At 66.8% G+C, this 24,333-nt stretch carries 25 protein-coding genes and 1 tRNA gene; 13 read left to right on the top strand and 13 right to left on the bottom strand.

Annotated elements, in window-relative coordinates; all coding sequences use genetic code 11:
• Positions 1-141: 141 nt before the first annotated feature.
• A complete protein-coding gene (locus AC5P56_RS12900) occupies positions 142-837 on the bottom strand; it encodes a helix-turn-helix transcriptional regulator (RefSeq protein ID WP_197605206.1) in 696 nt (231 codons plus the stop codon).
• Positions 838-940: 103 nt separating this feature from the next.
• Here AC5P56_RS12900 and AC5P56_RS12895 point away from each other — a divergent pair, with 103 nt between their 5' ends.
• Entirely contained in the window at positions 941-1,747 is an 807-nt protein-coding gene (locus tag AC5P56_RS12895) for a DUF6491 family protein (protein WP_495231714.1), read from the top strand.
• Here AC5P56_RS12895 and AC5P56_RS12890 read toward each other — a convergent pair.
• From AC5P56_RS12890 to AC5P56_RS12880, 3 genes are all read right to left on the bottom strand, one after another.
• Positions 1,744-2,796 (bottom strand): linear amide C-N hydrolase, encoded by a 1,053-nt coding sequence (locus AC5P56_RS12890; RefSeq protein WP_495231713.1) that lies wholly within the window; start codon positions 2,794-2,796, stop codon positions 1,744-1,746. The two genes, AC5P56_RS12895 and AC5P56_RS12890, sit on opposite strands and share 4 nt — an antisense overlap.
• A gap of 67 nt (positions 2,797-2,863) precedes the next feature.
• Positions 2,864-3,277, bottom strand: coding sequence for a DUF6691 family protein (locus AC5P56_RS12885; protein ID WP_049440814.1), 414 nt, complete (start codon positions 3,275-3,277; stop codon positions 2,864-2,866).
• On the bottom strand, positions 3,274-3,711 hold the full coding sequence (locus tag AC5P56_RS12880; protein WP_495231712.1) for a YeeE/YedE family protein: 438 nt from the start codon (positions 3,709-3,711) through the stop codon (positions 3,274-3,276). Before AC5P56_RS12880 ends, AC5P56_RS12885 begins: the two co-directional genes overlap by 4 nt.
• Positions 3,712-3,797: 86 nt before the next feature.
• On the opposite strand from AC5P56_RS12880, the gene AC5P56_RS12875 reads away from it, so the two are divergent.
• Positions 3,798-4,121, top strand: a complete 324-nt coding sequence (locus tag AC5P56_RS12875) for an ArsR/SmtB family transcription factor (RefSeq protein ID WP_032957672.1) — start codon at positions 3,798-3,800, stop codon at positions 4,119-4,121.
• Between the two features lie 3 nt (positions 4,122-4,124).
• Here AC5P56_RS12875 and AC5P56_RS12870 read toward each other — a convergent pair whose 3' ends face one another.
• The 5 genes from AC5P56_RS12870 to AC5P56_RS12850 form a co-directional block, all read right to left on the bottom strand.
• Entirely contained in the window at positions 4,125-4,553 is a 429-nt protein-coding gene (locus tag AC5P56_RS12870; protein ID WP_049406521.1) for a BLUF domain-containing protein, read from the bottom strand.
• Between the two features lie 83 nt (positions 4,554-4,636).
• A complete protein-coding gene (locus tag AC5P56_RS12865) occupies positions 4,637-5,770 on the bottom strand; it encodes a hybrid sensor histidine kinase/response regulator (RefSeq protein WP_032957670.1) in 1,134 nt (377 codons plus the stop codon).
• Positions 5,767-6,342 (bottom strand): chemotaxis protein CheB, encoded by a 576-nt coding sequence (locus tag AC5P56_RS12860; protein ID WP_046430340.1) that lies wholly within the window; start codon positions 6,340-6,342, stop codon positions 5,767-5,769. The genes AC5P56_RS12865 and AC5P56_RS12860 overlap by 4 nt, the downstream gene beginning before the upstream one ends.
• On the bottom strand, positions 6,342-7,166 hold the full coding sequence (locus AC5P56_RS12855; RefSeq protein WP_075076806.1) for a CheR family methyltransferase: 825 nt from the start codon (positions 7,164-7,166) through the stop codon (positions 6,342-6,344). The genes AC5P56_RS12860 and AC5P56_RS12855 overlap by 1 nt, the downstream gene beginning before the upstream one ends.
• On the bottom strand, positions 7,163-10,276 hold the full coding sequence (locus AC5P56_RS12850) for a response regulator (protein ID WP_049440809.1): 3,114 nt from the start codon (positions 10,274-10,276) through the stop codon (positions 7,163-7,165). Before AC5P56_RS12850 ends, AC5P56_RS12855 begins: the two co-directional genes overlap by 4 nt.
• 151 nt (positions 10,277-10,427) lie before the next feature.
• On the opposite strand from AC5P56_RS12850, the gene AC5P56_RS12845 reads away from it, so the two are divergent.
• Together AC5P56_RS12845 and AC5P56_RS12840 are read left to right on the top strand one after the other, a co-directional pair.
• Complete coding sequence (locus tag AC5P56_RS12845) at positions 10,428-11,591, top strand: two-component system sensor histidine kinase NtrB (protein WP_401730139.1); 1,164 nt, start codon at positions 10,428-10,430, stop codon at positions 11,589-11,591.
• A complete protein-coding gene (locus tag AC5P56_RS12840) occupies positions 11,581-11,940 on the top strand; it encodes a response regulator (protein ID WP_014646927.1) in 360 nt (119 codons plus the stop codon). The genes AC5P56_RS12845 and AC5P56_RS12840 overlap by 11 nt, the downstream gene beginning before the upstream one ends.
• A gap of 85 nt (positions 11,941-12,025) precedes the next feature.
• Here AC5P56_RS12840 and AC5P56_RS12835 read toward each other — a convergent pair whose 3' ends face one another.
• Positions 12,026-12,919: a helix-turn-helix domain-containing protein gene (locus AC5P56_RS12835; protein ID WP_495231711.1), complete on the bottom strand. Its 894-nt coding sequence runs from the start codon at positions 12,917-12,919 to the stop codon at positions 12,026-12,028.
• Between the two features lie 147 nt (positions 12,920-13,066).
• Between AC5P56_RS12835 and AC5P56_RS12830 the strand changes: the two genes are divergently transcribed.
• On the top strand, positions 13,067-13,627 hold the full coding sequence (locus AC5P56_RS12830; protein WP_478406460.1) for a GNAT family N-acetyltransferase: 561 nt from the start codon (positions 13,067-13,069) through the stop codon (positions 13,625-13,627).
• Positions 13,628-13,634: 7 nt separating this feature from the next.
• Here AC5P56_RS12830 and AC5P56_RS12825 read toward each other — a convergent pair whose 3' ends face one another.
• Positions 13,635-14,099: a GNAT family N-acetyltransferase gene (locus tag AC5P56_RS12825; RefSeq protein ID WP_197561178.1), complete on the bottom strand. Its 465-nt coding sequence runs from the start codon at positions 14,097-14,099 to the stop codon at positions 13,635-13,637.
• 662 nt (positions 14,100-14,761) lie between these two features.
• Here AC5P56_RS12825 and AC5P56_RS12820 point away from each other — a divergent pair.
• The gene (locus tag AC5P56_RS12820) at positions 14,762-15,661 is read left to right on the top strand and encodes a hypothetical protein (protein ID WP_495231710.1); all 900 of its coding nucleotides are present in this window, start codon (positions 14,762-14,764) and stop codon (positions 15,659-15,661) included.
• Between the two features lie 550 nt (positions 15,662-16,211).
• Here the strand turns inward: AC5P56_RS12820 and AC5P56_RS12815 are convergent.
• Positions 16,212-16,288 (bottom strand) — tRNA-Arg (locus AC5P56_RS12815).
• Between the two features lie 183 nt (positions 16,289-16,471).
• Between AC5P56_RS12815 and amaB the strand changes: the two genes are divergently transcribed.
• The 7 genes from amaB (at position 16,472) to AC5P56_RS12780 (ending at position 23,136) form a co-directional block, all read left to right on the top strand.
• Entirely contained in the window at positions 16,472-18,004 is a 1,533-nt protein-coding gene (gene amaB / locus AC5P56_RS12810; RefSeq protein WP_014646923.1) for an L-piperidine-6-carboxylate dehydrogenase, read from the top strand.
• A complete protein-coding gene (locus AC5P56_RS12805; RefSeq protein WP_041863358.1) occupies positions 18,004-18,843 on the top strand; it encodes an SDR family NAD(P)-dependent oxidoreductase in 840 nt (279 codons plus the stop codon). The genes amaB and AC5P56_RS12805 overlap by 1 nt, the downstream gene beginning before the upstream one ends.
• Before the next feature lie 179 nt (positions 18,844-19,022).
• Positions 19,023-19,307: a DUF4190 domain-containing protein gene (locus AC5P56_RS12800; protein WP_014646921.1), complete on the top strand. Its 285-nt coding sequence runs from the start codon at positions 19,023-19,025 to the stop codon at positions 19,305-19,307.
• Positions 19,308-19,311: 4 nt separating this feature from the next.
• The gene (locus tag AC5P56_RS12795) at positions 19,312-20,082 is read left to right on the top strand and encodes a class I SAM-dependent methyltransferase (RefSeq protein ID WP_014646920.1); all 771 of its coding nucleotides are present in this window, start codon (positions 19,312-19,314) and stop codon (positions 20,080-20,082) included.
• An 8-nt stretch (positions 20,083-20,090) separates the two neighbouring features.
• On the top strand, positions 20,091-21,146 hold the full coding sequence (locus tag AC5P56_RS12790; protein WP_014646919.1) for a quinone-dependent dihydroorotate dehydrogenase: 1,056 nt from the start codon (positions 20,091-20,093) through the stop codon (positions 21,144-21,146).
• A gap of 8 nt (positions 21,147-21,154) precedes the next feature.
• Positions 21,155-22,216, top strand: a complete 1,062-nt coding sequence (gene murB / locus AC5P56_RS12785; protein ID WP_069117045.1) for a UDP-N-acetylmuramate dehydrogenase — start codon at positions 21,155-21,157, stop codon at positions 22,214-22,216.
• A 32-nt stretch (positions 22,217-22,248) separates the two neighbouring features.
• Positions 22,249-23,136, top strand: coding sequence for a DMT family transporter (locus tag AC5P56_RS12780; RefSeq protein WP_049406338.1), 888 nt, complete (start codon positions 22,249-22,251; stop codon positions 23,134-23,136).
• Between the two features lie 109 nt (positions 23,137-23,245).
• On the opposite strand, the gene AC5P56_RS12775 is transcribed toward AC5P56_RS12780, so the two are convergent.
• Positions 23,246-24,250 carry a phosphotransferase gene (locus AC5P56_RS12775; protein WP_495231709.1) on the bottom strand — a complete coding sequence of 335 codons (1,005 nt, stop codon included), beginning with the start codon at positions 24,248-24,250 and terminating at the stop codon, positions 23,246-23,248.
• Positions 24,251-24,333: the final 83 nt, after the last annotated feature.

The following is a 24,333-nucleotide window of genomic DNA, read 5'->3' as shown; positions in this document are numbered from 1 at the left end:
GCCGCGCAGTGTAAGCGCTGGCCAGCGGGCGCTCTTGACCGAGGCTATTGCCTTGTCATCTCTGTAGAGCCGAGCCAATGCTCGGCTGCGATTGGCCGCTGTGCAGATAAGGGCAGCCGAGCGTGGGCTCGGCTCTACAGGTCAGATGGCGCCCCTGCGCCAGGCGGCCGGCGTCTGCCCGCACTCACGACGCAGCGCACGGGTCAGTGCACTCTGCTCGGAATAGCCTGCCGCCAGCGCGATATCGCTGATCGGCGCCGCACTGGTACGCAGCTGGTGCTTGGCCCAACGCAACCGGCTTGCACTGAGCCAGGCCTGCGGGCTCAGCCCGAACTCCCGCTGGAACAGCGCATGCAACCGGCTTTCGCTGACACCGACGAAGGCGGCCATGCGTGCTACCGGCCACGCCTGGCCCGGATCAACCTGCACCGCCGCGCACAGGCCCTGCAGGCGCGCACCACTGCCCGCCGGTGCGAACACCTGGAGCAGCTGCGGCAACAGGGCCGGCAGTGCCTGGCCCTCACACACCAGCGCCAGGCGCTGTCGCAGCGCCAGTGGCAGATGCAGCCAGCGCTGGCGGCACAGGTGTTCCTGGGTACCGTCATCGAGCACACCCGGGGGGCAGTCGACGATCACGAAAGCATTCGGGCCATCGGCCATCTGGTCGTGTGCTTCGCCAGCCGCGACGAAGGCCCCCTGCAGCAGGTCCAGGCGACCACCGCGGCCTTGCATCTCGAACTGCAGTTCGCCCTGCAGCGGCAGCACCCACTGCGCGTAGTCATGACGGTCCAGGCCGGTGGCCTGGCCGTAGTGCCGCAGGTGGAAGATCGCGCCCATATGACGAGTGTGCGCGTGCTGGCATTTCCCTGCAACGCGGCCCCGGCACCGGCCATGCTATGTTCCAGCCAGTTACAGACGCAGGGATGGCAGGATGAACAGCATGATCCGATTGCTTCCGCTGGCACTGGCCAGCGCCTTACCCCTGGCCGCCCTGGCCCAGGCGCCATCCGCGCCATCGGCCGCCGAGCGCATCGCACCTGCACCGCACTGCCTGGACGCACGTGACGTACGCCAGGTCGAGCAGGAGACACCGACCGCCATCGCGGTCCGTGACGGCAGGGGCCAGGCCTTCCGCATCGACTTCAGCGCAGCCTGCCCGGGTGTCAACGAAGCCAGCACACTGCGGCTGGAGGCGCCTTCGGGCTGGGCCTGCGGCCGCCCCAGTGAACAGGTGATGGTGGATGGCCGCCGCTGCGGCGTCGGCAGTGTCACCCCCATCGACAACCGGGAGTTCGCCAGCACCGCTCGCCAGAGCAGCCGCCTGTACGCGGCCATCCTGCCGCCGGTGAACGTGACCGCCACAGGCAAGCCCAGCCGTGGCGGCAGCAGCCCGCGCCATACCTTCCAGGCCTCGCCAGCGTTCTGCTTCGCCACCCGCCATGTGCGCAGCTGGAACGAGGATCCGCAAGGCGTGGTGGTGGAGACCAATCCGCGCCGCAATGGCGGCAATCGCTACTACCGCGTCGAACTGGCCGGCAGCTGCTCGATCCTGGCCGGGGCGACCTCGGTGGAATTCCAGTCCGGTTTCCAGAACGGCCTGATCTGTGGCAATCCGGGCGATCGCATCGTGGAGACGCCGTCCGGAATCCCCGGCGACATGCGCGCCAGCACGCCGCGCTTCGCCCGCCCGGGCTGCAGCGTGCTGGCGGTCTATCCGAAGGACGCGCCGGACCAGGCCTCGCGCTAGCCGTCCACGCCGAGGAAGGCGAACGGTGCACTGGGTACGAAGTGACCCAATGCATCGCCGGCGAACGTGTTGCGCTGGTCCTTGCCAAGGTCGAGCTTGAGCACCTGGCCGCCGAAATCGACCTTGTTCAGATCGATCCAGAAGGTGTTGGGGGTCAGCGCCGATTCGAAGAAGTACAACCGCCGCTTGTGGTCGGCCACCGTGCGCCAGCGCGTCGATGAGATGTTCGGCTCGCCCGGCGTGGTGATGCCGTACGGCACCGACGCATTGCGGATCACGCTGAACACGCTGGCCAGCGCTTCCACCGGGTCCTCGGCCTTGGGAATGGCGTTGATGTAGAACGACGCACGCGCGAAGCGGTCGGACGAGCGGTTGGTACCTGGCAGCATCACCGTGCCACCGATCTGCTGCCAGTAGCTGTTGAGTGCCAGCTGCTGCTCGAAGATCGGCGAGTTGGTCATCACCTGGTAGCGCCCGTCATGGTGGATCACCTGGCGCCCCCCGATGTACTCGACGATGGCACTGTCGCCGCTCGCGTCGGACAGCGACAGATGCAGCGTTGCCTGGCGGTCCTCGCCCGGCACCTTGTCGGTGACGATCGAGTACGGCTCGCGCTTCAGCGCCGCCACTGCCTCATCCACGGTCGCGAAATTGTCCAGCACATACTGCGCCCACAGCGAGATCGCCAGTCCCGGCTTGTTGCCGCGCTGCTGCGGATACTCCGATTCGACCAGCCACAGCAGGTTGGCCACCAGGCCCTTCTCGTTCATGCCATCGGTGGTCGACACGTCGTAGCCGGTGGCCACCACCGAACCATAGCGCGCTGTCCAGGCCAGCGACTTCGGTCCGGCCTGGCCGGTGCGCGCGATGCCGCGCGGCAGCACATAGAGGTTGGTCGCCACGTCGACCTTCCAGTCCATCGAGCGTGCGGTGATCACATCACCGTTGTCACCCAGGTACACCGCGCGCGTGCAGGCCAGCGCCGGTGCCACCGCAGCGGCCAGTGCGACCGCCAGCATTGCCCTGCCCGTCCACTTCATCCGTACCATGTCGTTGTGCTCCTTTCCCCGTGAACCCCGGATCTGACCGCACGCAGGGTGACACAGGGGTGAAGCCTCAGCGTACGACCCGATCGTGCAGCCAGAAACCTGCAAGCATTGCAGGCACGAACCACAGCGCTTCACGCGATGCGACTGCCAGCCCGGCGATGGCCGGTCCCGGGCAATAGCCAGCCCATCCCCAGCCGATACCGAACAGAGCGGCACCCAGCAGCAGGCGCGCATCGACATCACGCGCACTGGGCAGCTGGAAGCGCACCGCGAACCACGGCTGCGCGCGGCGCAGCACCCAGCGCTGGCCGACCGCACTGACCAGCAGCGCCGCGCCCAGCACCCACACCAGGGTGGGATCGAAATCACCTGCAATGTCGAGGAAGCCGAGCACACGGCGCGCGTCGGTCATCCCCGAAAGCGCCAGCCCCGCACCGAACAGCGCACCCGCCGCTGCCGCGGCCCCTGTCGCGCGGCTCATGCCAGGCCTCCGCCGTGGCGGATGAGGAACGTCGTCAGCATCGCGCAGGCCATGAACACCAGCACCGCCAGCAGCGAGCGCTTCGAGCCGCGAGCCATGCCACAGACGCCGTGACCACTGGTACAGCCACTGCCCAAGCGGGTGCCGAAGCCCACCAGCAGGCCGGCGCCGATCAACTGCCAGGCAGGCAAGGCATCGCGCAACTGTACCCGCGGCAACGCGTCGGGCAGCGACTGCCACCACAGCACCAGCCCGGCCGCCGCGAGCAGGCCAGACAGGAAGGCCCAGCGCCATCCGCGCTCGCCTTCCGCTGCGCGCAGGCTGCCTGCGGCGATCCCGCTGATACCGGCCACACGCCCGAGGGTGGCGAGCAACAGCACTGCGGCGGCGCCGATCAACCCACCGCCGGCTACCGCAGTCCACGGCAGGTTCATGCCCCGCCCTCATTCACGCCCTTCATGGGATTGCCCTTTTATTTAGATTTATCTAAATTAGACACGTCTAAACAAAAAGGTCAACCATGCCCAGCACCCCGCTCGACAGTGCCGCGATGGCCAAGCACGCCGCGCAGGCCGCTGCCCTGCTCAAGCGCCTGGCCCATCCTGCCCGCTTGCGCGTGCTGTGCCGCCTGGTGGAAGGCGAAGCGCCGGTACCGGAGCTGCAGGCGCTGACCGGATTGAGTGCGTCCGCGCTGTCGCAGCACCTGGCTGTGCTGCGCGATATGGACATCGTGGCGACCCGGCGCGAAGCACAGGCCATCCACTACCGCATGCAGGAAGGGCCCGCATTGGGCGTGCTGCAGGCGCTGCATGCCGCCTATTGCGGCGGCGGCACCTCGGGCTGACGCTCAGCCGGCGTGCAGTGCTGGCTGCACAACGTTGTCGAGCAGGTCCACCGGCGTCGGCGCGGAGCGATCACCCTGCAGCGTACGGGTAAAGCCCGACCAGTCACAGGATGACAGCTGGCGCAACAGCGCCTCCTCCACCGGCAGCGCGCGCATCGACCAGTACGGAAACTGGCGCTGGCCCAGGCGGCCGCGCGCCAGTTCAATGATGTCGATATGGCTGCCGGCCTGCAGGATGCGTTCGTAGACCGAACCGATGCCATCCGGCGGCCCTTCGATGTACTGCAGGAAACGCCCGCCGTCGTGCAGCAGCACGCCGGTCACGCCGGCCATCTTGTTGAAGCGGGCCGCATCGTCGACCAGCGCCTGCAGCCGTCGAGCGGAGAGATCCGGCAGCGCCCGGCTGACATAGGCGATCGCACGCAGTGGCATGGTGCTTCCTTGGCAATATCTGCCGCCACGGTAGCAGTTGCGGACGAGCCCGTCTCAGATCCACGCGTCGCTTGCTGAAGGATTCAGCTGGCCGCCGTTGCCGGGCTTTCAGAGCGCCGTGGCAGCGTCGCCTCGAACACCACCTGCCCCGCCTCGTTGCGCGCGCCGATGTGGCCGCCGTGCGCGCGGACGAACTGATCAACGATGTACAGGCCCAGCCCCAGGCCATTGCTGGGGTGGAAACTGGCCTTGAACGGCTCGAACAATCGCGGCAGCAGCGCGTCGTCGATCCGACCGGCGTTGCTTACCCGCAGCAGCACGCTGCGCGGATCGCGGCCGTCGACCTCCACCCTCGCCTCGCTGCCATGGGTAAGCGCGTTGCCGACCAGGTTCGCGGCGACCTGGCCAAGCCGATCCAGATCACCCTGCAGGCGGGTATCGCCCTGCATGTCGAGATGCACCCGTGCGTGGCCGTGGGCGCTGCCCGCTTCGGCCACCACGGCACGCGTCACCTCCGCAAGATCGCAGGCACTTGCCTGCAGGCGCAGGCCGCCGCTGCGGATCCGCGAAAAGTCCAGCAGCTGCTCGACCATCCGCGCCATGCGCAGGGTGCTGGCTTCCAGGTGCTTCAGGGTCTGCTGCGCACCGGCATTGTCCTCTGGAAGCTCCAGCGCCAGCTTGTCGGCACACAGCAGGATCGCCGACAGCGGCGTGCGCAGGTCATGGGTGAGCACGGCCGCCATCGTCTCGTTGAGCTTGAGCGAACGTTCCAGCGCCTCGTTGCGCGCCTTCAGCAGCTGGCGCTGCTGGTAGAGCTCGATGAAGACGTTGACCTTGCTCAGGATCACCTGCGGTGCGACCGGCTTGTGCAGGAAATCGACCGCACCGGTTTCGTAGCCCTTGAACGCACGCACCGGGTCATCCGGCGAGGCGGTCAGGAAGATGATCGGCACATCGCGGCTGCGGTGCGAACCGCGCATCAGCTCGGCCAGGGTGAAACCATCGATCTCCGGCATGTGCACATCCAGCAATGCCAGCGCCACCTCGTGCTCCAGCAGCAGCTCCAGCGCCTGCGCACCCGAGCCCGCAAGCAGCAGGTTCACGCCCTCGCGCTGCAGCAGCGCCTGCATGGCTACCAGGTTCTGCGGCACGTCATCGACGATCAGCAGGTTGACCGGGGTCTGCGACTGCGCAGGGTCCGGTGGCAACAGGTTCATGCAAACAACTCCTTCAGGCGACGGCACATCAGTTCAAGGGGCAGCACGGCATCGGCGCCAGCGTGCTGCAGGGCGGAGGCCGGCATCATCGATGCCTCGGCCTCCTCGGGACATTGCAGCCAGGCGCGGCCACCAGCGGCGCGCACGGCGGCCACGCCTTCGCTGCCATCACTGCTGGCACCGGTCAGCAGCAGGGCCAGCACCTGCGCGCCGAACACCGCTGCCGCCGACTCGAACAGCGGATCGATGGCCGGGCGAGAAAACAGTACCGGGGCGTCCACCGACAGCGCCAGCGAACCGGCGTCTTCCACCAGCAGGTGATAGTCCGGTGGCGCAAAGGTCACCGTGCCAGGCTGCAGCGGCTGCTTGTCTTCGGCCTCGCGCACCGGCAGCGCGCAGTACGGCGCCAGCACTTCGGCGATGCGGCTGCTGCGATCGCGTGGCAGGTGCAGCACTGCCAGCACCGGCGCCGGCAGTGCCGCAGGCAGCGCGCCAAGCACCGTCTGCAGCGCTGCGACCCCACCCGCAGAGGCCCCGATCACCAGCACGGCCGGTCGTATCGGCAGGCTCATCAGGCGACTTTCCGGTACAGGCGATGCTCGCGCGAGCAGACCTCGAACGCACCGTGGTGGCGCCCGAACTGCAGCGACTCCTTGCTGCCCAGGCCAAGGAAGCCGCGATGCACCAGCGCATCACGGAACAGGCCCACCGCGCGATCCTGCAGGTCGCGGTTGAAATAGATCAGCACGTTGCGGCACGACACCAGGTGCACTTCGGAGAACACGGTGTCGGTGGCCAGGCTGTGGTCGGCGAACACCACGTTGCGGCGCAGCTGGCGGTTGAACACCGCGCCATCGTAGGCCGTGGCGTAGTAGTCGGAGAGCGAAGCGGTGCCGCCGGCCGCCAGGTAGTTGCGGCTGAACTGGGCCATGCGGTCGATGCCATAGGCGCCGGCTTCGGCGGTGGCCAGCGCTGCCGGATTGATGTCGGTGGCGTAAACGATGCTGCGCTCGAGCAGGTCTTCCTCGTGCAGCAGGATCGCCAGTGACCACACTTCCTCGCCCGTACTGCAGCCAGCCACCCACAGCTTCACCGAGGGATAGGTGCGCAGCACCGGCACCACCTGCTCGCGCAGCTCACGGAAATAGGCCGGGTCACGGAACATCTCCGACACCTGCACTGTGAAGAACTGCATCGCCTGCGCGAACAGGTCCGGCTCGTGCAGCAGGCGGTGCTGCAGGTCGGCCAGCCGCTCGCACTCGTAGCGCTGCATGGCCTGGCGGATGCGCCGCCGCAGCGACGATACCGCGTAGCTGCGGAAGTCGTAGTGGTAGCGCTGGTACAGCGCTTCCAGCAGCACCTTCAGTTCCAGGTCGAACAGCGCCTGCTCGTTCATTGCCGCGAGCACCAGACACGGCACAGCGAGACCAGCTTGTCGACATCGATGGGCTTGGCGATGTAATCGTTGGCACCGGCCTGCAGGCATCGCTCACGGTCGTCCGGCATGGCCTTGGCGGTCAGCGCGATGATCGGCAGGTCCTGCAGGTGGCGCTGCGCGCGGATCTCGCGCATCGCGGCCAGCCCATCCTTCTCCGGCATCATGATGTCCATCAGCACCAGATCGACCTCGCGCTCGGCCAGGCGATCCACCGCTTCCTGGCCATTGCGCGCGATCTCCAGCGTGACGCCGAGCGGTTCGAGCACGCTGGACAGCGCGAAGATGTTGCGGACATCGTCTTCGGCCAGCAGCACGGTACGGCCATCGAGCACGGTGTCGCGACGGCGCGCTTCGCGCAGCAGGCGCTGCTGGTCGGTCGGCAGGCTGGCCTCGACGCTGTGCAGGAACAGGGTCACTTCATCCAGCAGGCGTTCCGGCGAACGCGCACCCTTGATGATGATGCTCTTGGAATAGCGGCGCAGGCGCTGCTCTTCCTCGCGGCTGAGCGCGCGGCCGGTATAGACGATCACCGGCGGGAAACCGACCTCATCGTTGCCGGCCATGTGTTCAAGCAGGTCGTAGCCGCTGCCGTCGGGCAGCGACAGGTCCATCACCATGCAGTCGAACGTGACCGTGCTGAGCTGTTCCAGTGCGCCGGCCAGGGTGCCCACCGCGACGATCTGCAGCTGGTCGCGGCCCAGCAGCAGTTCCAGGTTGCTGCGCAGCTCGCTGTCGTCCTCGACGATCAGCAGGCGCCGCACGTCGCGCTGGCTGGTCTGTTCCAGCTGCTCGATGGCCGTCACCAGCCGCTCGCGCGTGGTCGGCTTGATCGCGAAGCCGATCGCGCCCAGCTCGCGCGCCACCTGGCTGCGGTCCGTTGCCGAGACCACATGCACCGGGATGTGCCGGGTTTCGGGGTTGCGCTTCAGGCGCTCCAGCACGCTCAGGCCCGACACGTCCGGCAGGCCGATATCAAGCAGGATGCCGTTCGGACGCAGCTCACTGGCGAGCGTCAGCGCTTCTTCCGCCGTACCCGCCACCACGCAGTCGAAGTCCAGTTCATGGGCCAGGGCCACCAGTGCCTCGGCGAACGTGGCATCGTCCTCGACCGCCAGGATCAGGCGCCCGGCGCGCTGGCGGCGGCCGCGGTCGTCGGCCACGCCGGCCGACGCAGTGGCCGGCGCCGACGCAGTGGCAGCGCGCACCGGCGCCGGCGGCAGCACGGCCGGTGTCCGTGCCGGCGCCGGCACTGCCACGGGGGCCTCGGCAGCCTCGGCTGCGCTCGCCGCGGGGGCGCCCTGCAATGGCAGCTCCAGGATGAAGCAGCTGCCGCGCCCGGGCTCGCTGTCGACCTGGATCTGGCCGCCCATGCGCTCGGCCAGATCGCGCGAGATCGACAGGCCCAGGCCGGTACCGCCGTAGCGACGGCGGGTGCTGCCGTCGGCCTGGCGGAAGGCTTCAAAGATGACGTCCAGCTGCTCGCGGGCGATGCCGATGCCGGTGTCGCAGACCTCGAACCGGATGCGGCCATTGCCGGCCGCACGCACGTGCAGGCTGACCTTTCCGTGCTCGGTGAACTTCACCGCGTTGGCCAGCAGGTTCTTCAGGATCTGCTGCAGCCGCTGGCTGTCGACCACCAGCTGGCTCGGTGCCAGCGCATCGGCTTCGATCTGCAGGGCCAGGCCCTTCTGCCGCGCCATCGGCTCGAAGGTCTCGCGCAGGCGCTGCAGCGCGCTGTCGACCACCACCACTTCATCGGACAGTTCGACATGGCCGGCCTCGATGCGCGACAGGTCGAGGATGTCGTTGATCAGTGCCAACAGATCGTTGTTGGACGAAAGGATCGCACGGGCGTACTTCACCTGTTCTTCGGTGAGCGTGCCGTCCTTGTTGTCGGCCAGCAGCTTGGCCAGGATCAGCGAGCTGTTCAGCGGCGTGCGCAGTTCGTGCGACATGTTGGCCAGGAACTCGGACTTGTAGCGCGACGTCGCGGCCAGTTCGTTGCTGTTGCGCACCAGCTGGCTCTGCGCGACCAGCAGCGCCTGCTTCTGCGCCTCCAGCTCGTGGGTGCGCTCTTCCAGCTGCACGTTGCTCTGTTCCAGCTCGGCCTGCTGTTCTTCCAGGTGGCTCTGCGACTGCAGCAGGCTGCGGCTCTGCTCTTCCAGCTCCTCGTTGGCCACGCGCAGCTCTTCCTGCTGGGCCTGCAGCTCCTCGCCCTGGCGCTGCGACTCTTCCAGCAGCACCACCAGTTGCGCACGCAACAGCGATGCGCGCAGCGCCATGCCGATGGTCTCGGCACAGCGCTCCAGCAGCTCGCGATCCAGATCACGCTGTTCACCGACCCGGGCGCGGCCCAGTTCGATGATGCCGACCACGGCGCCGTCGCTGCTGAGCGGCGCCAGGATGCGCTCGCGCACCGGCAGCCGGCCCAGGCTGGTCTGCAGTTCAAGCACGGCGGCATCGTCGCCATGCAGGTGGCGGATCCGTTCATCACGAGCGACCTGCCCGGCCAGCCCTTCGTGCAGGGCCAGCGAGGCCGGCGCGCCCGAAGGCAGCGCCATGCCACCGGTCAGCTGCAGCCGTCCGCCTTCCAGCCGATAGACCGCACCGACCTCCGCGTCCAGCTGCCCGGCCAGGCTCGTCGCAGCCGCCTCGGCGATCTGCTCCGGCCCCAGGTCGCCGCGCAGGCTCGACGCCACCGCGTTCTCGGCCTCCTGCAGCCAGAGCGCGCGCATGGCCTGGCGGCGGGCCTGGATGGCGCGCGAGACGATCAGCGCGATCATCAGGAAGGCGCAGCCACCGATGGTGCGGTTGACGAACGAGAACGACGAGTTGTTGCTGGCGGGCGCCACGTTGAAGCCGATCACCAGCAGGACACAGGCGATCATCGCGACCACGAACGGCGCGCGCGCACTGCGCTGGAACACCGTGACGCCCACGGCCAGGAAATAGGCCAGCCAGACCGCGTATCCCAGCGGCACCACCAGTTCCAGCGCGATGGTCGCCGCCAGCAATACGGCAGAGGTCATCCAGATCCAGCGGTCACGCGTAGTCGCACCAGGACGCATGCAGGTCGGTTCCAGAAGGCAAAGGGTGGAAGATGGTACTCCGTGTCGCATTCAGCCGCACAGGACAAATGGCACGTGTCAGGTGTGCACGCATCCTTCACACTTGAATGCCTAGCTTCACGTCCCTCACAGGGGTAACACTTATCTACACGTGGACGCAGCTGCCTCTACGACGTCCGTGCTGACGGACCCTTCCCGACAACTGCGATTGCTGATCGACAGCGTGCGCGACCATGCGCTGTACCTGCTTGATCCTGAAGGCATCGTCTGCAGCTGGAACCCCGGCGCCGAGCGCATCAAGGGCTATTCAGCCGATGAAGTGGTGGGTACGCACTTCGGTCGCTTCTACCTGGCCACCGAGCGCGAGGCCGGCGAACCGCAGCGCCTGCTCCGCCTCGCGGCGCAGCAGGGCCATGTTGCCAGCGAGGGCTGGCGGGTACGCCGCGATGGCTCCTCGTTCCGCGCCAGCGTGGTCATCGAGCCGGTCGTTGAAGCGGGCGAACTGCTTGGCTTCGTCAAGATCACCCGCGACATCACCGAGCAATGGCAGGCACAGCGACTGCTGCGCGATGCCCAGCGTGCGCTGCGCAACACCCAGCAGTTCGAGACGGTCGGCCGGCTCAGCCGCGGCCTGTCGCACGAGTTCAACAACCTGCTGACCACCATCGGCAACGCACTGGACCTGCTGTCGCTACGCGTCCGCGGTGACGATGCACGCGCCGCCGAGCTGCTGGACGCTGCGCAGGCAGCCACCGACCGCGGCGCCCTGCTGACCCGCCAGCTGCTGGCCTTCAGCACGGGCCAGACCCTGATCCGCGAACCGCTGGACATCAACACGCTGGTACAGCAATGGCTGCCGGGCCTGCAGCGCGCCTGCCCACCCACGGTGACGCTGGACGCCTGCCTCACGCCGGGCCTGCCGCAGGTGTGCACCGACGCGATGCAGCTGCAGGCTGCCCTGGCCAACCTGGTGGCAAATGCCGTGGAGGCCACCATCGATGGCGGGCGCATCCTGATCGGCACCGCGCTGGAACATCGGCTCGACCCGGATGCGGACACTACGCTGCAACGCGGCTATGTCACCCTCAGCGTCTGTGACGAAGGCCATGGCATGGCGGCCGACATCGCCGAGCGCGCCAGCGAGCCCTTCTTCACCACCAAGGACATCGGCAAGGGCAGCGGCCTGGGCCTGAGCCAGGTGTTCGGATTCACTACCCAGAGCGGCGGCTTCGTCGATGTGTCCACCACGCCCGGTGTCGGCACGACGGTAAGCCTGCTGTTACCCGCATCAGAGGAAGCAACCCATGACCGATGAACCCATCCGCGTACTGATGGTGGAGGACCAGAACGATCTGCGCGAGATGATCGGCCTGGCCCTGCGCGATTTCGGCATCGAGGTCGCCACCACCGCCGATGGCCACGAGGCGGCGGAGCTGCTCAAGGGCGAGGCGCGTTTTGACGTGGTGTTCAGCGATGTCAGCATGCCCAACGGCATGTCCGGCATCGAACTGAGCGAGCACGTCGCCCGCGAACAGCCGCAGGCACGCATGATCCTGTCCTCCGGCTATGCGCGCTCGCAGCTGCCGCCGCTGCCAGAGCAGGTGGAGTTCCTGCCCAAGCCCTATCGCCTGCGCCAGCTGGTCGAGCTGTTGAAGCAGGATTGACCTTTCCCCAGGCCTGGCGAAGCCGATCTACGGGTGCCGGGGCCCTACCGCCGCGACTGCGTGGTCGAACGCATGCTCGGCGGGGTTACCGAGGATCTGCTGTCCGAAGTGCCGGCACCGCTGTTCGTATCCCACTAGGGCCGCCCTGCCCCGCACGGCGGTAGCCGGTCAGCGACTGCCCGGTGTGCCGCCGGAAGTAGCGGCACAGGTAGGACGCATCCTCGAAGCACAATCGCTCGGCGATGCGCCCGATCGGCAGCTCGCTGTAGCTCAGCAGCGCCTTGATCTCCAGCACCACCTGGCGGTCGATCAACGCCTTGGGTGTTTCACCGAAGCACTCGCGGGTCAGCTGTGAAAGATAGAACGGCGTGATGCACAACGCATCGGCATAAGACTGCACGTCGCGCTGGCGGGTACTGCGCTGGCCGACCAGTTCCCAGAAATTCCAGGCCAGGCGCTCGCGCCGGCTGACCGGCGCTGCGGCCCCCTTCTGTGCCGGCAACAGCGTGGCGAATTTGAGGAAAAAGGTCTGCAGTAGATTGCGCAGCATCACGTGCCGATAGCGGCCCCCAGTATGCTGCGCGTCCATCAGCTGCTGCAGCCAGCCCCGCAGGAGCGGCACCTCCAGCGGCGACGGCACGCAATGGGGATGCTCATGCAGGAACTTGAACAGCGCGTTGGGCAGTACGTAGGCCACCTCCGACGCCAGCGCCTTCGGCATCAGGCAGACCACCGCCAGGAAGCCACGCGATCGCTTCCGCAGCAGCGCCAGCGTGTCCTCGGCCAGCACCAGCACGTCGTGCCGCTGCACCGCCACCTCACGGAAGTTCAGTGCGAAGCGCGCACGCCCGGACACGCACACCAGTACCGCCAGATACGCGTGCCCGAACGACAGCGGAACCCCCTGCCCCTCGGCCAGCGTACTGACCTCCAGGCGCATCGATTCGTCCTGATCCAGAAGCTGGGGTATGCGGTCCATTGGCCGATCCGGCTGCATTCCGGGGCACAGCATACCGGGCAACGCCGGGGAGTTGTGAAAAGTACCGAAACCATCAAGGTCCCGCCCTGTGCCGGTAACGCGGCACGGCCTAGCCTGTGCGCTCTCTTCCTGCCCCCTGGAACGGCCATGCCGCTGCATACCGAACGCTTGATCCTGCGCCCCTGGCGCGACACCGACGCCGCCGACCTGTACGAATACGCCCGCGACCTGCGCGTCGGGCCCATCGCCGGATGGCCAGCCCACACCAGCATCGAGGAAAGTACCGAGATCATCCGCACCGTGTTCAACCGTCCGGAGGTCTATGCGCTGCAGAGCCGCGAAGATGGCCGCGCCATCGGCTGTGTCGGCATCCTGATCGGTGCCGACAGCAACTTCGAGATCGGCGAACGCGAAGGCGAGATCGCCTACTGGATCGGCGTACCGTACTGGGGGCGCGGCCTGGTGCCCGAAGCAGTGCGCGAAGTGATCCGGCACGCCTTCCTCGGCCTGCGCCTGGACGCACTGTGGTGCGGCTACTTCGCCGACAACCTGCAGTCCCTGAGCGTACAGAGCAAATGCGGTTTCCAGCATCACCATACCGAAGTGAACAAGTTCAACAGCTTCCTCGGCGACTACCGCACCGAACACATCAGCCGCATCAACCGCGATCAATGGCAGGCGCAACAGGCTTCCGCGCTGCGCGCGTGATCACCGCTCAGCCGGCACGGTGCTGCATGAACAGCAGTTCCGGTGTCGAAGCGTCTTCCATCGGCTGAAAGCCCAGGTCGCGGTACAGGGTCACCGCCGCGACGTTGTCACGATAGACACGCAGGGTCAGCCGCTCCGCCCCGGCCGACTGCAACGCCTGCGCCATCAGCGCCTGCATCAGTACACGTCCCAGTCCACGCCCGCGTGCCCGCGGCGAAACGATGATGCGGCCCAGGTGCAGCGTGCCGGAGGTCGTTGGCCAGTACTGGCCGAAACCAAGGCAGTGGCCATGCGCATCCAACAGCACCCAACCCGGGCGCTGCTGCAGTTGCAGTGCCTGCGCGAATGCGTCCGGCACGAGCGGATACGCCACGCCGGGACCGGCCCAGCGCCGGGTTGCGCTGGCCGAATCCAGCCACGCGCCGATGGCGGCGAAGTGCGGAGGCTGCACGGGGCGAAGGTACTCACTCATGGCGTGCCCGCAAGGAAGGATGGCCGCCATGGTGTGCGATCCCGGTGGCCGAATCACGTTGCACGGCAGCGCTTGAATTTTGTCCCAGGGCAATAAGCAATGCCGATCGTCCACCGCCGCCACACCTGACAACCCCTCTTTTCCTTCTGCCCTCGGGATCCGGCGGCGCCGCTCTGGGCGCTGCACAACCGCTTCGGCGGCGTCCGCGTCATGGCATGCGCGGCGGCACTGATGGGCCTGTGCAGTTACGACTGCCTGCCGCGGCCGCTGCTTGGGTTGCGAGGCGAAGAGCAGGCGCACGTGGCGGAGGTGCTGCGAGGCCTGGAGTTGCTCTGTAGCCTGCGCGAAGGGGCATCACGCGCGGTGCATGCAATAGCGCCCCCGGCCCGATTCGAACAAGTGCCCTCTATCGTCAAAGATCCACCCCAGCGAAGGTGGGGCTCGGCCTGAACCAGGATTAGGCGTGTCCAGGCTTCCACTCAGCGTCCAGTACATAAACAAATACTGAACTAGACCTATGGCCTGATGGGGGGAGCGTCGCCCCATCCCGTTTTGTAGGCATGGGACCTGCCAAAGTGCGCGGCGGTCGGAGCCCAGCCCCTGATTGGGCACCGTGACAATCCCTGCACGCGTACCGCGCTGATCGGTCATGAAGGAACGCCATGTCTCCACGAGTCAAAGTCCTGAGCTTCTCTGCATTGATACTGATCGTCTTGGCGGGAGTCAGTTTTTGGTATGTCCCAACCAAAGCGGACACACAACAGCGCAAACCTGATTCTCAAACCAATCAGCCAAACTCCAAGGATCAGGCCAACTCTAGCCATACCGCCTCATCCCTCACAGGTCCTGAGTTGAGTTCCAACACACAGGATGCAGCAGCCGGATTTCTTGAACTTCGTTCACGTGCAGAAGCCGGGGACGTAGCAGCACAGCGCAAGCTGGGGCAGATTTATCAGCATTGCTCCGTTTTCAGCATTTCCCATTCGAACATGTATGCGACGTTGGACGCATACGCGCGCCTCAGCGGGAAAACGCAAGGCGCATACGATGACATCAAGAAGCGCTTCGCAGCGACCTGCTCGGTCGTTGACGGCGGCGACGTGATACTCGAAGAGCACTATACAAAATGGTTTGAACGCGCAGCAGATCACGGCGATCCTTACGCCAGGATTTACATGGCATCCAGCAAGTGGACCGGCCTCAAACCTGGTGACTATCAGCTACTGGCACGCGATGCGGTCAATTCTGCAGACCCGGAGGCAATTTTTGCACTGGGAGATCTGCTAGCGCTCGCGCCAGAGGGAACCGATCTCGGTGCCTTCAATGCAAGCGCTACGGGTCCATACGCCAACTATGCCTGGGGCATCGTCGCCTGCCGAATGGGGGCAGATTGCGGAGCCCGCTCATTCCGCATGGATTCACTATGTGTCAATTCGGGCGTGTGCGGATCAGAGAATTTTGAAGACGCCATCAGGAGCAGGGTGGTTCCTGCTGGACAGCAAGAGTCGCTTGATAGAGCAATAGGAGAAGTAAACAGAGCAATTGGGAAGAAGCCATCTTGAAAAGGACGCCGCAGTGAATCGAATCTCCGGAAGAACGAAGTGGAGTATCGCTGGGCTGGTTTTCACGGCCTTTGCCGCCGTTGCTGCAACAGTATCGATCAACGCCAGTTCGTATCCGTATAACCAGGTTGCAGTTGCGCAGAATTTGTCCGCCTACGAAATGGTGGAGCTGCGACGCGCCGGCCTTGTCGGTTTGGCGGGCATGTACCGAATCACGCATGGCATTGCGTCTTTGCCTGTCGGCAGCAGGATCAAGGTGACCTGGGGTGACGGGTCCGTCGAAGAAGCCGCTGTTACTTGCCTCACTGGAAGCCCTTGCGTCCAGCCCCTGCCGGGAACTCAGCAGCCTCCCAGCCGTGGCGGTGGAGGTGCCGGCGGTGGCAGCGGCGGAGGTGCTGGTGGAACCGGCGGATTTAACCCTGGCGGAGGCTGCTATGGAAGCTGCGGAGGAGGTGGCAGCGGGGTTGTCACGGTGAAACCCATCATCCCGGTCCGTCCGAAGTAGACCCATTCAAGCCCGACGACGCCGCTCGCCCTGTTCCATTGATTCTGGTGACCCCGGCCCGATTCGAACGGGCGACCTTCCCCTTAGGAGGGGGACGCTCTATCCAGCTGAGCTACGGGGCCATGCAGCCGGGAAGTTTACAGGCAACGTGCCCTGCCCTCCAAGCATTCATGTTCGGCCAGGCCTGACTGGCGCGTTGCACCATGGCCGGCCGGGGCGCTCTGCTACCATCGGCGATTCAGTTCATCGCGTCCCCCACCTGCCCGCGATGGCACCAAACAACGTAACGAAATACAGGAGTCTGCATGTCTTCCGAGCTGCTCAAGTCCCTTGGCCTGGACGCGATCAACGCTGGCACGTACCTGGGCAACGGGGAGTGGTCGAGCGCGACCAGCGGTGAGCTGATCACCCCGGTCAATCCGACCACCGGCGAGCCGATCGCGCAGGTCCGCGCGACCACCGAGGCCGAGTACGAGACCGTCGTGGCCCGCGCCCAGGAAGCCTTCAAGGTCTGGCGCACCACGCCGGCCCCGCGCCGCGGTGAAGCCGTGCGCCTGTGCGGTGAAGCACTGCGCAGGCACAAGGACGCCCTGGGTTCGCTGGTTGCGCTGGAAATGGGCAAGAGCAAGCCGGAAGGCGATGGCGAAGTGCAGGAGATGATCGACATCGCCGATTTCGCCGTGGGCCAGAGCCGCATGCTGTACGGCTACACCATGCATTCCGAGCGCCCCGGCCACCGCATGTACGAGCAGTACCACCCGCTGGGCCTGGTCGGCATCATCTCGGCCTTCAACTTCCCGGTCGCGGTGTGGAGCTGGAACTCGTTCCTGGCCGCCATCTGTGGCGACGTATGCATCTGGAAGCCGTCCAACAAGACACCGCTGACCGCCATCGCCTCGCTGAAGATCTGCAACGACGCCCTGCGCGAAGCCGGCTTCCCGGACATCTTCTTCCTGATCAACGATGCCGGCACCGCGCTGTCGGAAAAGATGGTCGATGACCGCCGCGTGCCGCTGATCAGCTTCACCGGCTCGACCCAGGTCGGTCGCACCGTCAACGAGAAGGTCGCGCGCCGCCTCGGCCGCTGCCTGCTGGAACTCGGCGGCAACAACGCCATCATCCTGGACGAAACCGCCGACCTGAAGCTGGCCGTGCCGGGCATCGTGTTCGGCGCCGTCGGCACCGCCGGCCAGCGCTGCACCACCACCCGCCGCCTGATCGTGCACCGCTCGATCTACGCCGACGTGCTGGCCACCCTGGTCAAGGCCTACAAGCAGGTGGAAGGCAAGATCGGCGACCCGACCGATGCGGCCAACCTGATGGGCCCGCTGAACAGCGAAGGCGCCGTGCAGCAGTTCCTCGATGCGATCGCCCAGGCCAAGGCGGCCGGCGGCACCATCGAGACCGGTGGCAGCCGCATCGACCGCCCGGGCAACTTCGTGTTGCCGGCCATCGTCTCCGGCCTGAAGAACAGCGACGCCGTGGTCCAGCACGAGACCTTCGCGCCGATCCTGTACGTGATGCCGTACGACACCCTCGATGAAGCCATCGACATGCAGAACGGCGTGCCGCAGGGCCTGTCGTCCTCGATCTTCACCCAGAACCTGAAGACTGCCGAGAAGTTCCTGTCGGCCGCCGGCAGCGACTGCGGCATCGCCAACATCAACATCGGCACGTCCGGTGCGGAGATCGGCGGCGCCTTCGGTGGCGAGAAGGACACCGGCGGTGGCCGCGAGTCCGGTTCGGATGCGTGGAAGGTCTACATGCGCCGCCAGACCAACACCATCAACTATTCGGATTCGCTGCCGCTGGCCCAGGGCATCAAGTTCGACCTGTGATGGCGAACGACGCGGACACGTCCGTGGGCCAGAGCCCCTCCGGGGATCTGGCCCCAGCGAGGGGTCGGATCCCCGCAGGGGCTCCGACCCTCGATTTCAGCGGCCGCCGCGTGCTCATCGCCGGCGGCAGCAAGGGCATTGGCCGTGAAATGGCGCTGGCCTTTGCCGGCGCCGGCGCACAGGTCTCGGTCTGCGCCCGCGGCCAGGCCGGCCTGGATGCCCTGCGTGCCGATGCACGGGCGCAGGGCTTCGAACTGCACGCGTTTTCCACCGATCTGGCCGATCCCGGCCAGATCCAGGCCTGGCTGCAGGCCGCTGCCGATGCCCTCGGCGGTATCGATGTACTGGTCAACAATGCCACCGGCTACGGCATGGCCGACGACGAGGACGGCTGGGCGGCCAGCCTGCAGATCGACCTGATGGCGGCCGTGCGTGCCTCGCGCCTGGCACTGCCATGGCTGCGTGCCTCCAGCGACGCCTGCATCCTGAATCTGTCGTCGATTGCCGCGCAGCAGCCGCGCCCCGGTGGCGCGCCGTATGCTGCGGCCAAAGCGGCGCTTTCGCACTACACCACGTCACAGGCGCTGGCGCTGGCCAAGGACCGGATCCGGGTCAATGCCATCGCCCCGGGCTCGATCGAGTTCGATGACGGCCTCTGGGACCGTCGCCGCGTCGAGGACCCTGCGCTGTACCACGGCACCCTGGCGAAGATTCCGTTCGGCCGCTTCGGCCACCCGCGCGAGATCGCCGACGCCGCCCTGTTCCTGTGCTCGCCGCTGGCGCGCTGGGTCACCGGTAGCGTGCTCAATGTGGATGGCGGCCAGGTGTTGATGGGCTGATACCGGCACTTCGGTAGCCGTCAACCCTGGTTGGCATGCCTTTCGTCGACCAAGGTCGACGCCTACCAGGGCTGAAATCCCTTTCGCCGGCCAGGGTCGACGCCTGCCATCGCATCCGCCGGGCATGGGATTGCCGGGGCAGAGGCACTATCATGTGCACACTGCCAAGGAGGACCCCGATGAGCGTGGCACCCCGACAGACAAGCGCCCTGGCCGTGGTCAGCCTGGTCATGGGCATCGCCAGCTGGACCGTCCTGCCCTTCGTGGCCAGCATCGTCGCCATCATCACCGGCCACATGGCCCGCGCCGAAATCCGCCGCCGCCCGCACGAACTGGAAGGCGATGGCCTGGCCGTCACCGGACTGGTGCTGGGCTGGGTCATGGTCGGCGCGGCACTTGCCGCCATCGTGGTCTTCATCCTGTTCTTCGGCGGCCTGGCGTGGCTGGCGGCGGTGTCGAACTGACGCCATGACCGCCTCCGACAGCACTGAACGCTTCAGCAGCCGCGTCGCCGACTACGTCCGCTACCGGCCCGACTACCCACCCGCGCTGCTGGAGTGGCTGCATGGCCCGATGGGTGTCAGCCAGCAGGCGCGTGTGGCTGACATCGGCGCCGGTACCGGCATTTCCAGCCGCCTGTTCCTGGCCAGCGGCCATCCTGTTGTCGCGGTTGAGCCCAATGCGGCCATGCGGGGCGCGGCCGAAGAATGGCTGGCACCGCAGTACCCGCAGTTCCGTGCGGTGGACGGCCGCGCCGAGGCCACCGCACTGGACGATGCCAGCATCGATCTGGTCAGCGTCGCGCAGGCCTTCCATTGGTTCGACACCGTGGCGGTACGCGCCGAGTGGCAGCGCATCCTGCGCCCCGGCGGCCAGGCCCTCATCTACTGGAATTCTCGCCTGCTCGATGCGAGCCCGTTCCTGATCGGATACGAACAGCTGCTGCTGGACTACGGCACCGACTACACCGCCGTGGCCGAGCGCTACCAGGACGACGCCACCATGCAGGCCTGGTTCGGCGCTGGCCTGCGCGGCAGGGTGGAGCTGCCGAACGTGCAGCACCTGGACTTCGACGCCCTGCGCGGGCGCCTGCTGTCCTCCTCCTACGCCCCTCAACCCGGTCATCCGCGCCACGCACCGATGATCGACGCTCTGCAGCACCTGTTCGCCGCCCACGCGGTCGACGGCCAGGTCGCTTTTGAATATCGAACCCGAGCCTTCCTCGGCACGCTGGACTGAACCGACGCATGTATTCGCTTGCCCGCCCCTTCCTGTTCTCGCTCGACGCCGAGCGCGCCCACGGCCTCGGCCTGTCCGCACTGGACCTGGCCTATCGCACCGGCACCACGCCGCTGCTGGCCGCACGCATCGCGCCGATGCCCAGCACGGTGTTCGGGCTGACGTTCCCCAACCCGGTCGGCCTGGCCGCCGGCCTGGACAAGAACGGGGAGCACATTGATGCATTGTTCGCGCTCGGCTTCGGCTTCGTCGAAATCGGCACGATCACCCCGCGCCCGCAGGCCGGCAATCCGCAGCCGCGCCTGTTCCGCCTGCCGGAACACAACGCGATCATCAACCGCATGGGCTTCAACAATGCAGGCGTGGACGCACTGGTGCGCAACGTCGAGCGCGCGCGCAACCGCCGCGGCCTGCTCGGCATCAACATCGGCAAGAACAAGGACACCCCCAACGAACAGGCCGTGGACGATTACATCGCCTGCCTGGACAAGGTGTACGCGCTGGCCGACTACATCACTGTCAACATTTCCTCGCCCAACACCGCCGGCCTGCGTGAACTGCAGGAAGAAACCGCGCTGCGCCAGCTGGTCAGCCTGCTGCGTGACCGCCAGGAAGAGCTCGCGGCCCGCCACGGCCGCCGCGTACCGATGCTGGTGAAGGTGGCGCCGGACCTCAGCGAGCGCGACATCGATGCCGCCGCCCGCGTGCTGGGCGAGCTGCAGGTGGACGGCGTGATCGCCACCAACACCACCATCGACCACAGCAAGGTGGCCGGCGATCCGCTGGCCAACGAGGCCGGTGGCCTGTCCGGTGCGCCGGTGCTGGAGCAGTCCACGCTGGTGCTGCGCCGCCTGCGCTCGCGCCTGCCCGAGTCGGTGCCCTTGGTCGGCGTCGGCGGCATCCTGTCCGGTGCCGATGCGGTGGCCAAGATGGCGGCCGGTGCCGCGCTGGTGCAGTGCTACAGCGGCCTGATCTTCCGTGGACCGGCGCTGGTTTCCGAATGCGTGGAGGCGATCCGTCGCCGCCGCGAAGCGCCCAGCCGCGGCGCGGTGGCCCCACTGTGAGCGCGCCCATGGACACCATCGACGGCAACGCCCCGCTGCGCTGGACGCTCACCCAAAATGCGCCGCTGCAGGGACTGAACACCTTCCACGTGCAGGCCAATGCGGAACAGCTGCTGGAACTGCACGATGCCGCGCTGCTGCCGGAGGTGCTGGCACTGCCCGAGGTGGCCAACGGCCCACTGCTGGTGCTGGGTGCCGGCAGCAACGTCCTGATCGCCGAGGACCTGCCCGGTACCGTGCTGGTGTTCGGCAACCGCGACATCAGTTTCCTTGAACACCGCGCCGACCATGCCGTGATCCGCGCCGGCGCCGGCGTGCCCTGGCATGGCCTGGTGATGTGGTCGCTGCAGGAAGGCCTGTCCGGCCTGGAAAACCTGGCGCTGATTCCCGGCACCGCCGGTGCCGCACCGATCCAGAACATCGGCGCCTATGGCGCGCAGGTCGGCGAGTTCATCCAGGCGGTCGAAGCCTGGGACTGCCAGGAGCAGGCCTGGGTGCGCCTGGATAACGAACAGTGTGGTTTCGCCTACCGCGACAGCGTGTTCAAGCAACAGCCCGATCGCTACCTGATCACCGCCATCGAACTGAAACTGCCACTGCTGCACGATCTGCGCATGGACTACGCCGGCATCCGCGAAGAGCTGCAGGCGCAGGGCGTGGAGCTGCCGGGCGCGGTGGACGTGGCCAATGCGGTGATCGCGATCCGCCGCCGCAAGCTGCCCGACCCGGAGGTACTCGGCAATGCCGGCAGCTTCTTCAAGAACCCGGTGCTGCCGCTGGAGCAGGTCGACGTGCTGCTGCAGCATTTCCCCGACCTGCCGGTGTTCCCGGCCGAGCAGGACGACAAGCGCAAGGTCTCGGCGGCCTGGATGATCGAATCCTGCGGCTGGAAGGGCTTCCGCGACGGCGATGCCGGCGTGGCTCCCAGCCACGCGCTGGTGCTGGTCAACCACGGCAATGCCAGCGGCGCTGAACTGCTGGCGCTGGCGCGCCGCATCTCGGCCTCGGTGCTGGAGAAGTTCGGCGTGCCGATCGAACCGGAGCCCCGCCTGCTCGGCGCACAGTGGTGAACACTCTCGCCCTCTCCCCCGGCGCCACTCCGATGCGGGCGGCGCTGTTGATGCTCGGCAGTACGATGGCGTTCGGCCTGATGGCGGTAGCGATCCGCTATGCCACACGCTACGTTCCGACCCAGGAAGTGGCGTTCTTCCGCAATGCCTTCGGCCTGCTGGCGTTGCTGCCGATGCTGCTGCGGCCGGGCCGTGCGCCGCTGAAGACGCAGCAGCTGCCGCGCTATTTCGTGCGTAGTGCGATTGGCCTGGGCTCGATGCTGTGCGCGTTCTGGGCACTGGGCCACCTGCCGTTGGCGCAGGCGGTGTCGCTGTCGTACTCCACGCCGCTGTTCGTCACGATTGCCGCCGTGCTGTGGCTGGGTGAAACCGTGCGCGTGCGCCGCTGGGCCGCGGTCGTGGTCGGCTTCATCGGCGTGCTGGTGATCGTGCGTCCCGGCACCGCCGGCTTCACCGCCGGCAGCTTGGTCGCGGTGGGTGCGGCGGTACTCAGCTCGCTGGTGGCGATCCAGATCAAGCAGCTGACCCGCGTCGACAGTGCCGATACCGTGGTGCTCTATACCTACGTGTTCTGGGTGCCGCTGTCGCTGGTGCCGGCGCTGTTCGTCTGGGCCTGGCCAACCGGGTCGGCCTGGCTGTGGCTGCTGGCCACCGGCGTGCTCGGCACCGTCGGCCAGCTGTTGTGGACCCGCGCGCTACGGCTGGGCGAAGTCTCCGCCCTGACCCCGATCAGCTTCCTGCAGCTGCCGCTGGTAACGCTGTTCGGCTGGCTGCTGTTCAACGAAACGGTGGACCGCTGGACGATCATCGGTGCCGGCATCATCCTCGCCGCCAACGCCTACATCGCCCACCGCGAAGCCGTGCTGTCACGCCGCGCTGCAAGCGCGGCGGCCTCTGCAGCGGCCAAGCCCGCAGAGTAGATCCACACCCCGCGCAGACACCGCGGCCCCCTGTAGAGCCGAGCCATGCTCGACTCATCGCGCAGCGTGAGGGTTCATCGTGGAAATGCCATCCACGCATGGCGTGGATCTACAGCGCGCGATACACCCGCTCTGCCGCGTCGAATACATTGCCCGGTGCGAACTGTTCGCTGAGGAAATGCAGCGACTGCCGGCGCAGCTGCGGCGAACGGTCCTCTCCATCACTGCCCAGCAGGACCTGCTGGAACTCGATCAGGTCCTGCAGGATGCGCCAGTGCCGGTACCAGGCGATCCAGCGTGGATCGCCGCGGTCACTGCCATAGCCTTCCTCGAACCCCAACGGGTTCTCGCGCCCCCAGCGCCCACCGACCGCGCCACCGATGAACATCAGGTCGCGCTCGCGCGGGGCCAGCGACAGGCCATCCCAATCGATCAGGTGCAGGCTGCCGTCATTGCCCATCAGCAGATTGCCGGCATGCAGGTCGGTGTGGCACAGGTGCAGCCGCACCGGGACATTCTGCAACGCCGCGTGCAGCTGCAGTGCCTGCGCATGCAGCGCCGCGATGCGCGCATGCTGCTGGTCCCAGACGGATACGAAGGCGCGGCCCAGCCCATCCCTGGCGGCCGCCAAGCCCTCGCCGGCCAGCCATTGCCCGACCGTATCAAGCGCCGCGGTTTCCATCCGCAGGCTCGGCAGCGCCTCCTGCAGCGCCGGTGGCGGGCACGCCTCGTGCAGGCGCCGCAGCACCTCGCCCAATCGTTGCCACTGCGTGCGGCTCAACGCCGCCTCGAAGCCGGACTGGCCTTCCACATACGGGAACAGGGTGAACTGCAGGCCCCAGCGCTGCACTGACGCTCCACCGGTCAGGGCCGGCCAGGGCGCGACGATTTCCTCGATGCCCAGCGTGCCGCGCAGCCAATGCAGGGTGTCCCAGACGGCAGGGGCAACCTGGTAACTGCGGCACTTCAACCACCATTGCCCGCGCCGTGCATCGATGCGATACACACTGGCGTTGGCATCGGCGCCAACCGGGCGTGGCACCACGGCATTGGCGGTGATGCCATAGGACTGCTGAAGGACTTCGCCGAGATGCTGCGCCGAAGCGAATGACATGGATGCAAGCGGAGAGTATTACCTGCCGCCACTATCGCAGATGCGCGGGCCGCGACACAGACATGTCCGTCACAACATCGTGC

The sequence above is a fragment of the Stenotrophomonas sp. YJH_SMC_131 genome, assembly GCF_059367975.1.
The sequence above is the reverse complement of the archived record's forward strand: the minus strand, read 5'-3'. Positions and strand labels throughout refer to the sequence as shown.

Coding starts and splice junctions, on each gene's coding strand:
- AC5P56_RS12870 (WP_049406521.1), bottom strand. CDS start 4,553: ATGCCACTGCGTGCGATCGCCTATGTCAGCCGGGCGCTGCCGGATCTC.
- AC5P56_RS12865 (WP_032957670.1), bottom strand. CDS start 5,770: ATGAACCTGTTGCCACCGGACCCTGCGCAGTCGCAGACCCCGGTCAAC.
- AC5P56_RS12875 (WP_032957672.1), top strand. CDS start 3,798: ATGCCCAGCACCCCGCTCGACAGTGCCGCGATGGCCAAGCACGCCGCG.
- AC5P56_RS12885 (WP_049440814.1), bottom strand. CDS start 3,277: ATGAGCCGCGCGACAGGGGCCGCGGCAGCGGCGGGTGCGCTGTTCGGT.
- AC5P56_RS12855 (WP_075076806.1), bottom strand. CDS start 7,166: ATGAACGAGCAGGCGCTGTTCGACCTGGAACTGAAGGTGCTGCTGGAA.
- AC5P56_RS12800 (WP_014646921.1), top strand. CDS start 19,023: ATGAGCGTGGCACCCCGACAGACAAGCGCCCTGGCCGTGGTCAGCCTG.
- AC5P56_RS12790 (WP_014646919.1), top strand. CDS start 20,091: ATGTATTCGCTTGCCCGCCCCTTCCTGTTCTCGCTCGACGCCGAGCGC.
- AC5P56_RS12830 (WP_478406460.1), top strand. CDS start 13,067: ATGCCGCTGCATACCGAACGCTTGATCCTGCGCCCCTGGCGCGACACC.
- AC5P56_RS12890 (WP_495231713.1), bottom strand. CDS start 2,796: ATGGTACGGATGAAGTGGACGGGCAGGGCAATGCTGGCGGTCGCACTG.
- AC5P56_RS12840 (WP_014646927.1), top strand. CDS start 11,581: ATGACCGATGAACCCATCCGCGTACTGATGGTGGAGGACCAGAACGAT.
- AC5P56_RS12820 (WP_495231710.1), top strand. CDS start 14,762: ATGTCTCCACGAGTCAAAGTCCTGAGCTTCTCTGCATTGATACTGATC.
- AC5P56_RS12850 (WP_049440809.1), bottom strand. CDS start 10,276: ATGCGTCCTGGTGCGACTACGCGTGACCGCTGGATCTGGATGACCTCT.
- AC5P56_RS12780 (WP_049406338.1), top strand. CDS start 22,249: ATGCGGGCGGCGCTGTTGATGCTCGGCAGTACGATGGCGTTCGGCCTG.
- AC5P56_RS12900 (WP_197605206.1), bottom strand. CDS start 837: ATGGGCGCGATCTTCCACCTGCGGCACTACGGCCAGGCCACCGGCCTG.
- murB (WP_069117045.1), top strand. CDS start 21,155: ATGGACACCATCGACGGCAACGCCCCGCTGCGCTGGACGCTCACCCAA.
- AC5P56_RS12795 (WP_014646920.1), top strand. CDS start 19,312: ATGACCGCCTCCGACAGCACTGAACGCTTCAGCAGCCGCGTCGCCGAC.
- amaB (WP_014646923.1), top strand. CDS start 16,472: ATGTCTTCCGAGCTGCTCAAGTCCCTTGGCCTGGACGCGATCAACGCT.
- AC5P56_RS12805 (WP_041863358.1), top strand. CDS start 18,004: ATGGCGAACGACGCGGACACGTCCGTGGGCCAGAGCCCCTCCGGGGAT.
- AC5P56_RS12835 (WP_495231711.1), bottom strand. CDS start 12,919: ATGGACCGCATACCCCAGCTTCTGGATCAGGACGAATCGATGCGCCTG.
- AC5P56_RS12775 (WP_495231709.1), bottom strand. CDS start 24,250: ATGTCATTCGCTTCGGCGCAGCATCTCGGCGAAGTCCTTCAGCAGTCC.
- AC5P56_RS12880 (WP_495231712.1), bottom strand. CDS start 3,711: ATGAACCTGCCGTGGACTGCGGTAGCCGGCGGTGGGTTGATCGGCGCC.
- AC5P56_RS12895 (WP_495231714.1), top strand. CDS start 941: ATGATCCGATTGCTTCCGCTGGCACTGGCCAGCGCCTTACCCCTGGCC.
- AC5P56_RS12825 (WP_197561178.1), bottom strand. CDS start 14,099: ATGAGTGAGTACCTTCGCCCCGTGCAGCCTCCGCACTTCGCCGCCATC.
- AC5P56_RS12860 (WP_046430340.1), bottom strand. CDS start 6,342: ATGAGCCTGCCGATACGACCGGCCGTGCTGGTGATCGGGGCCTCTGCG.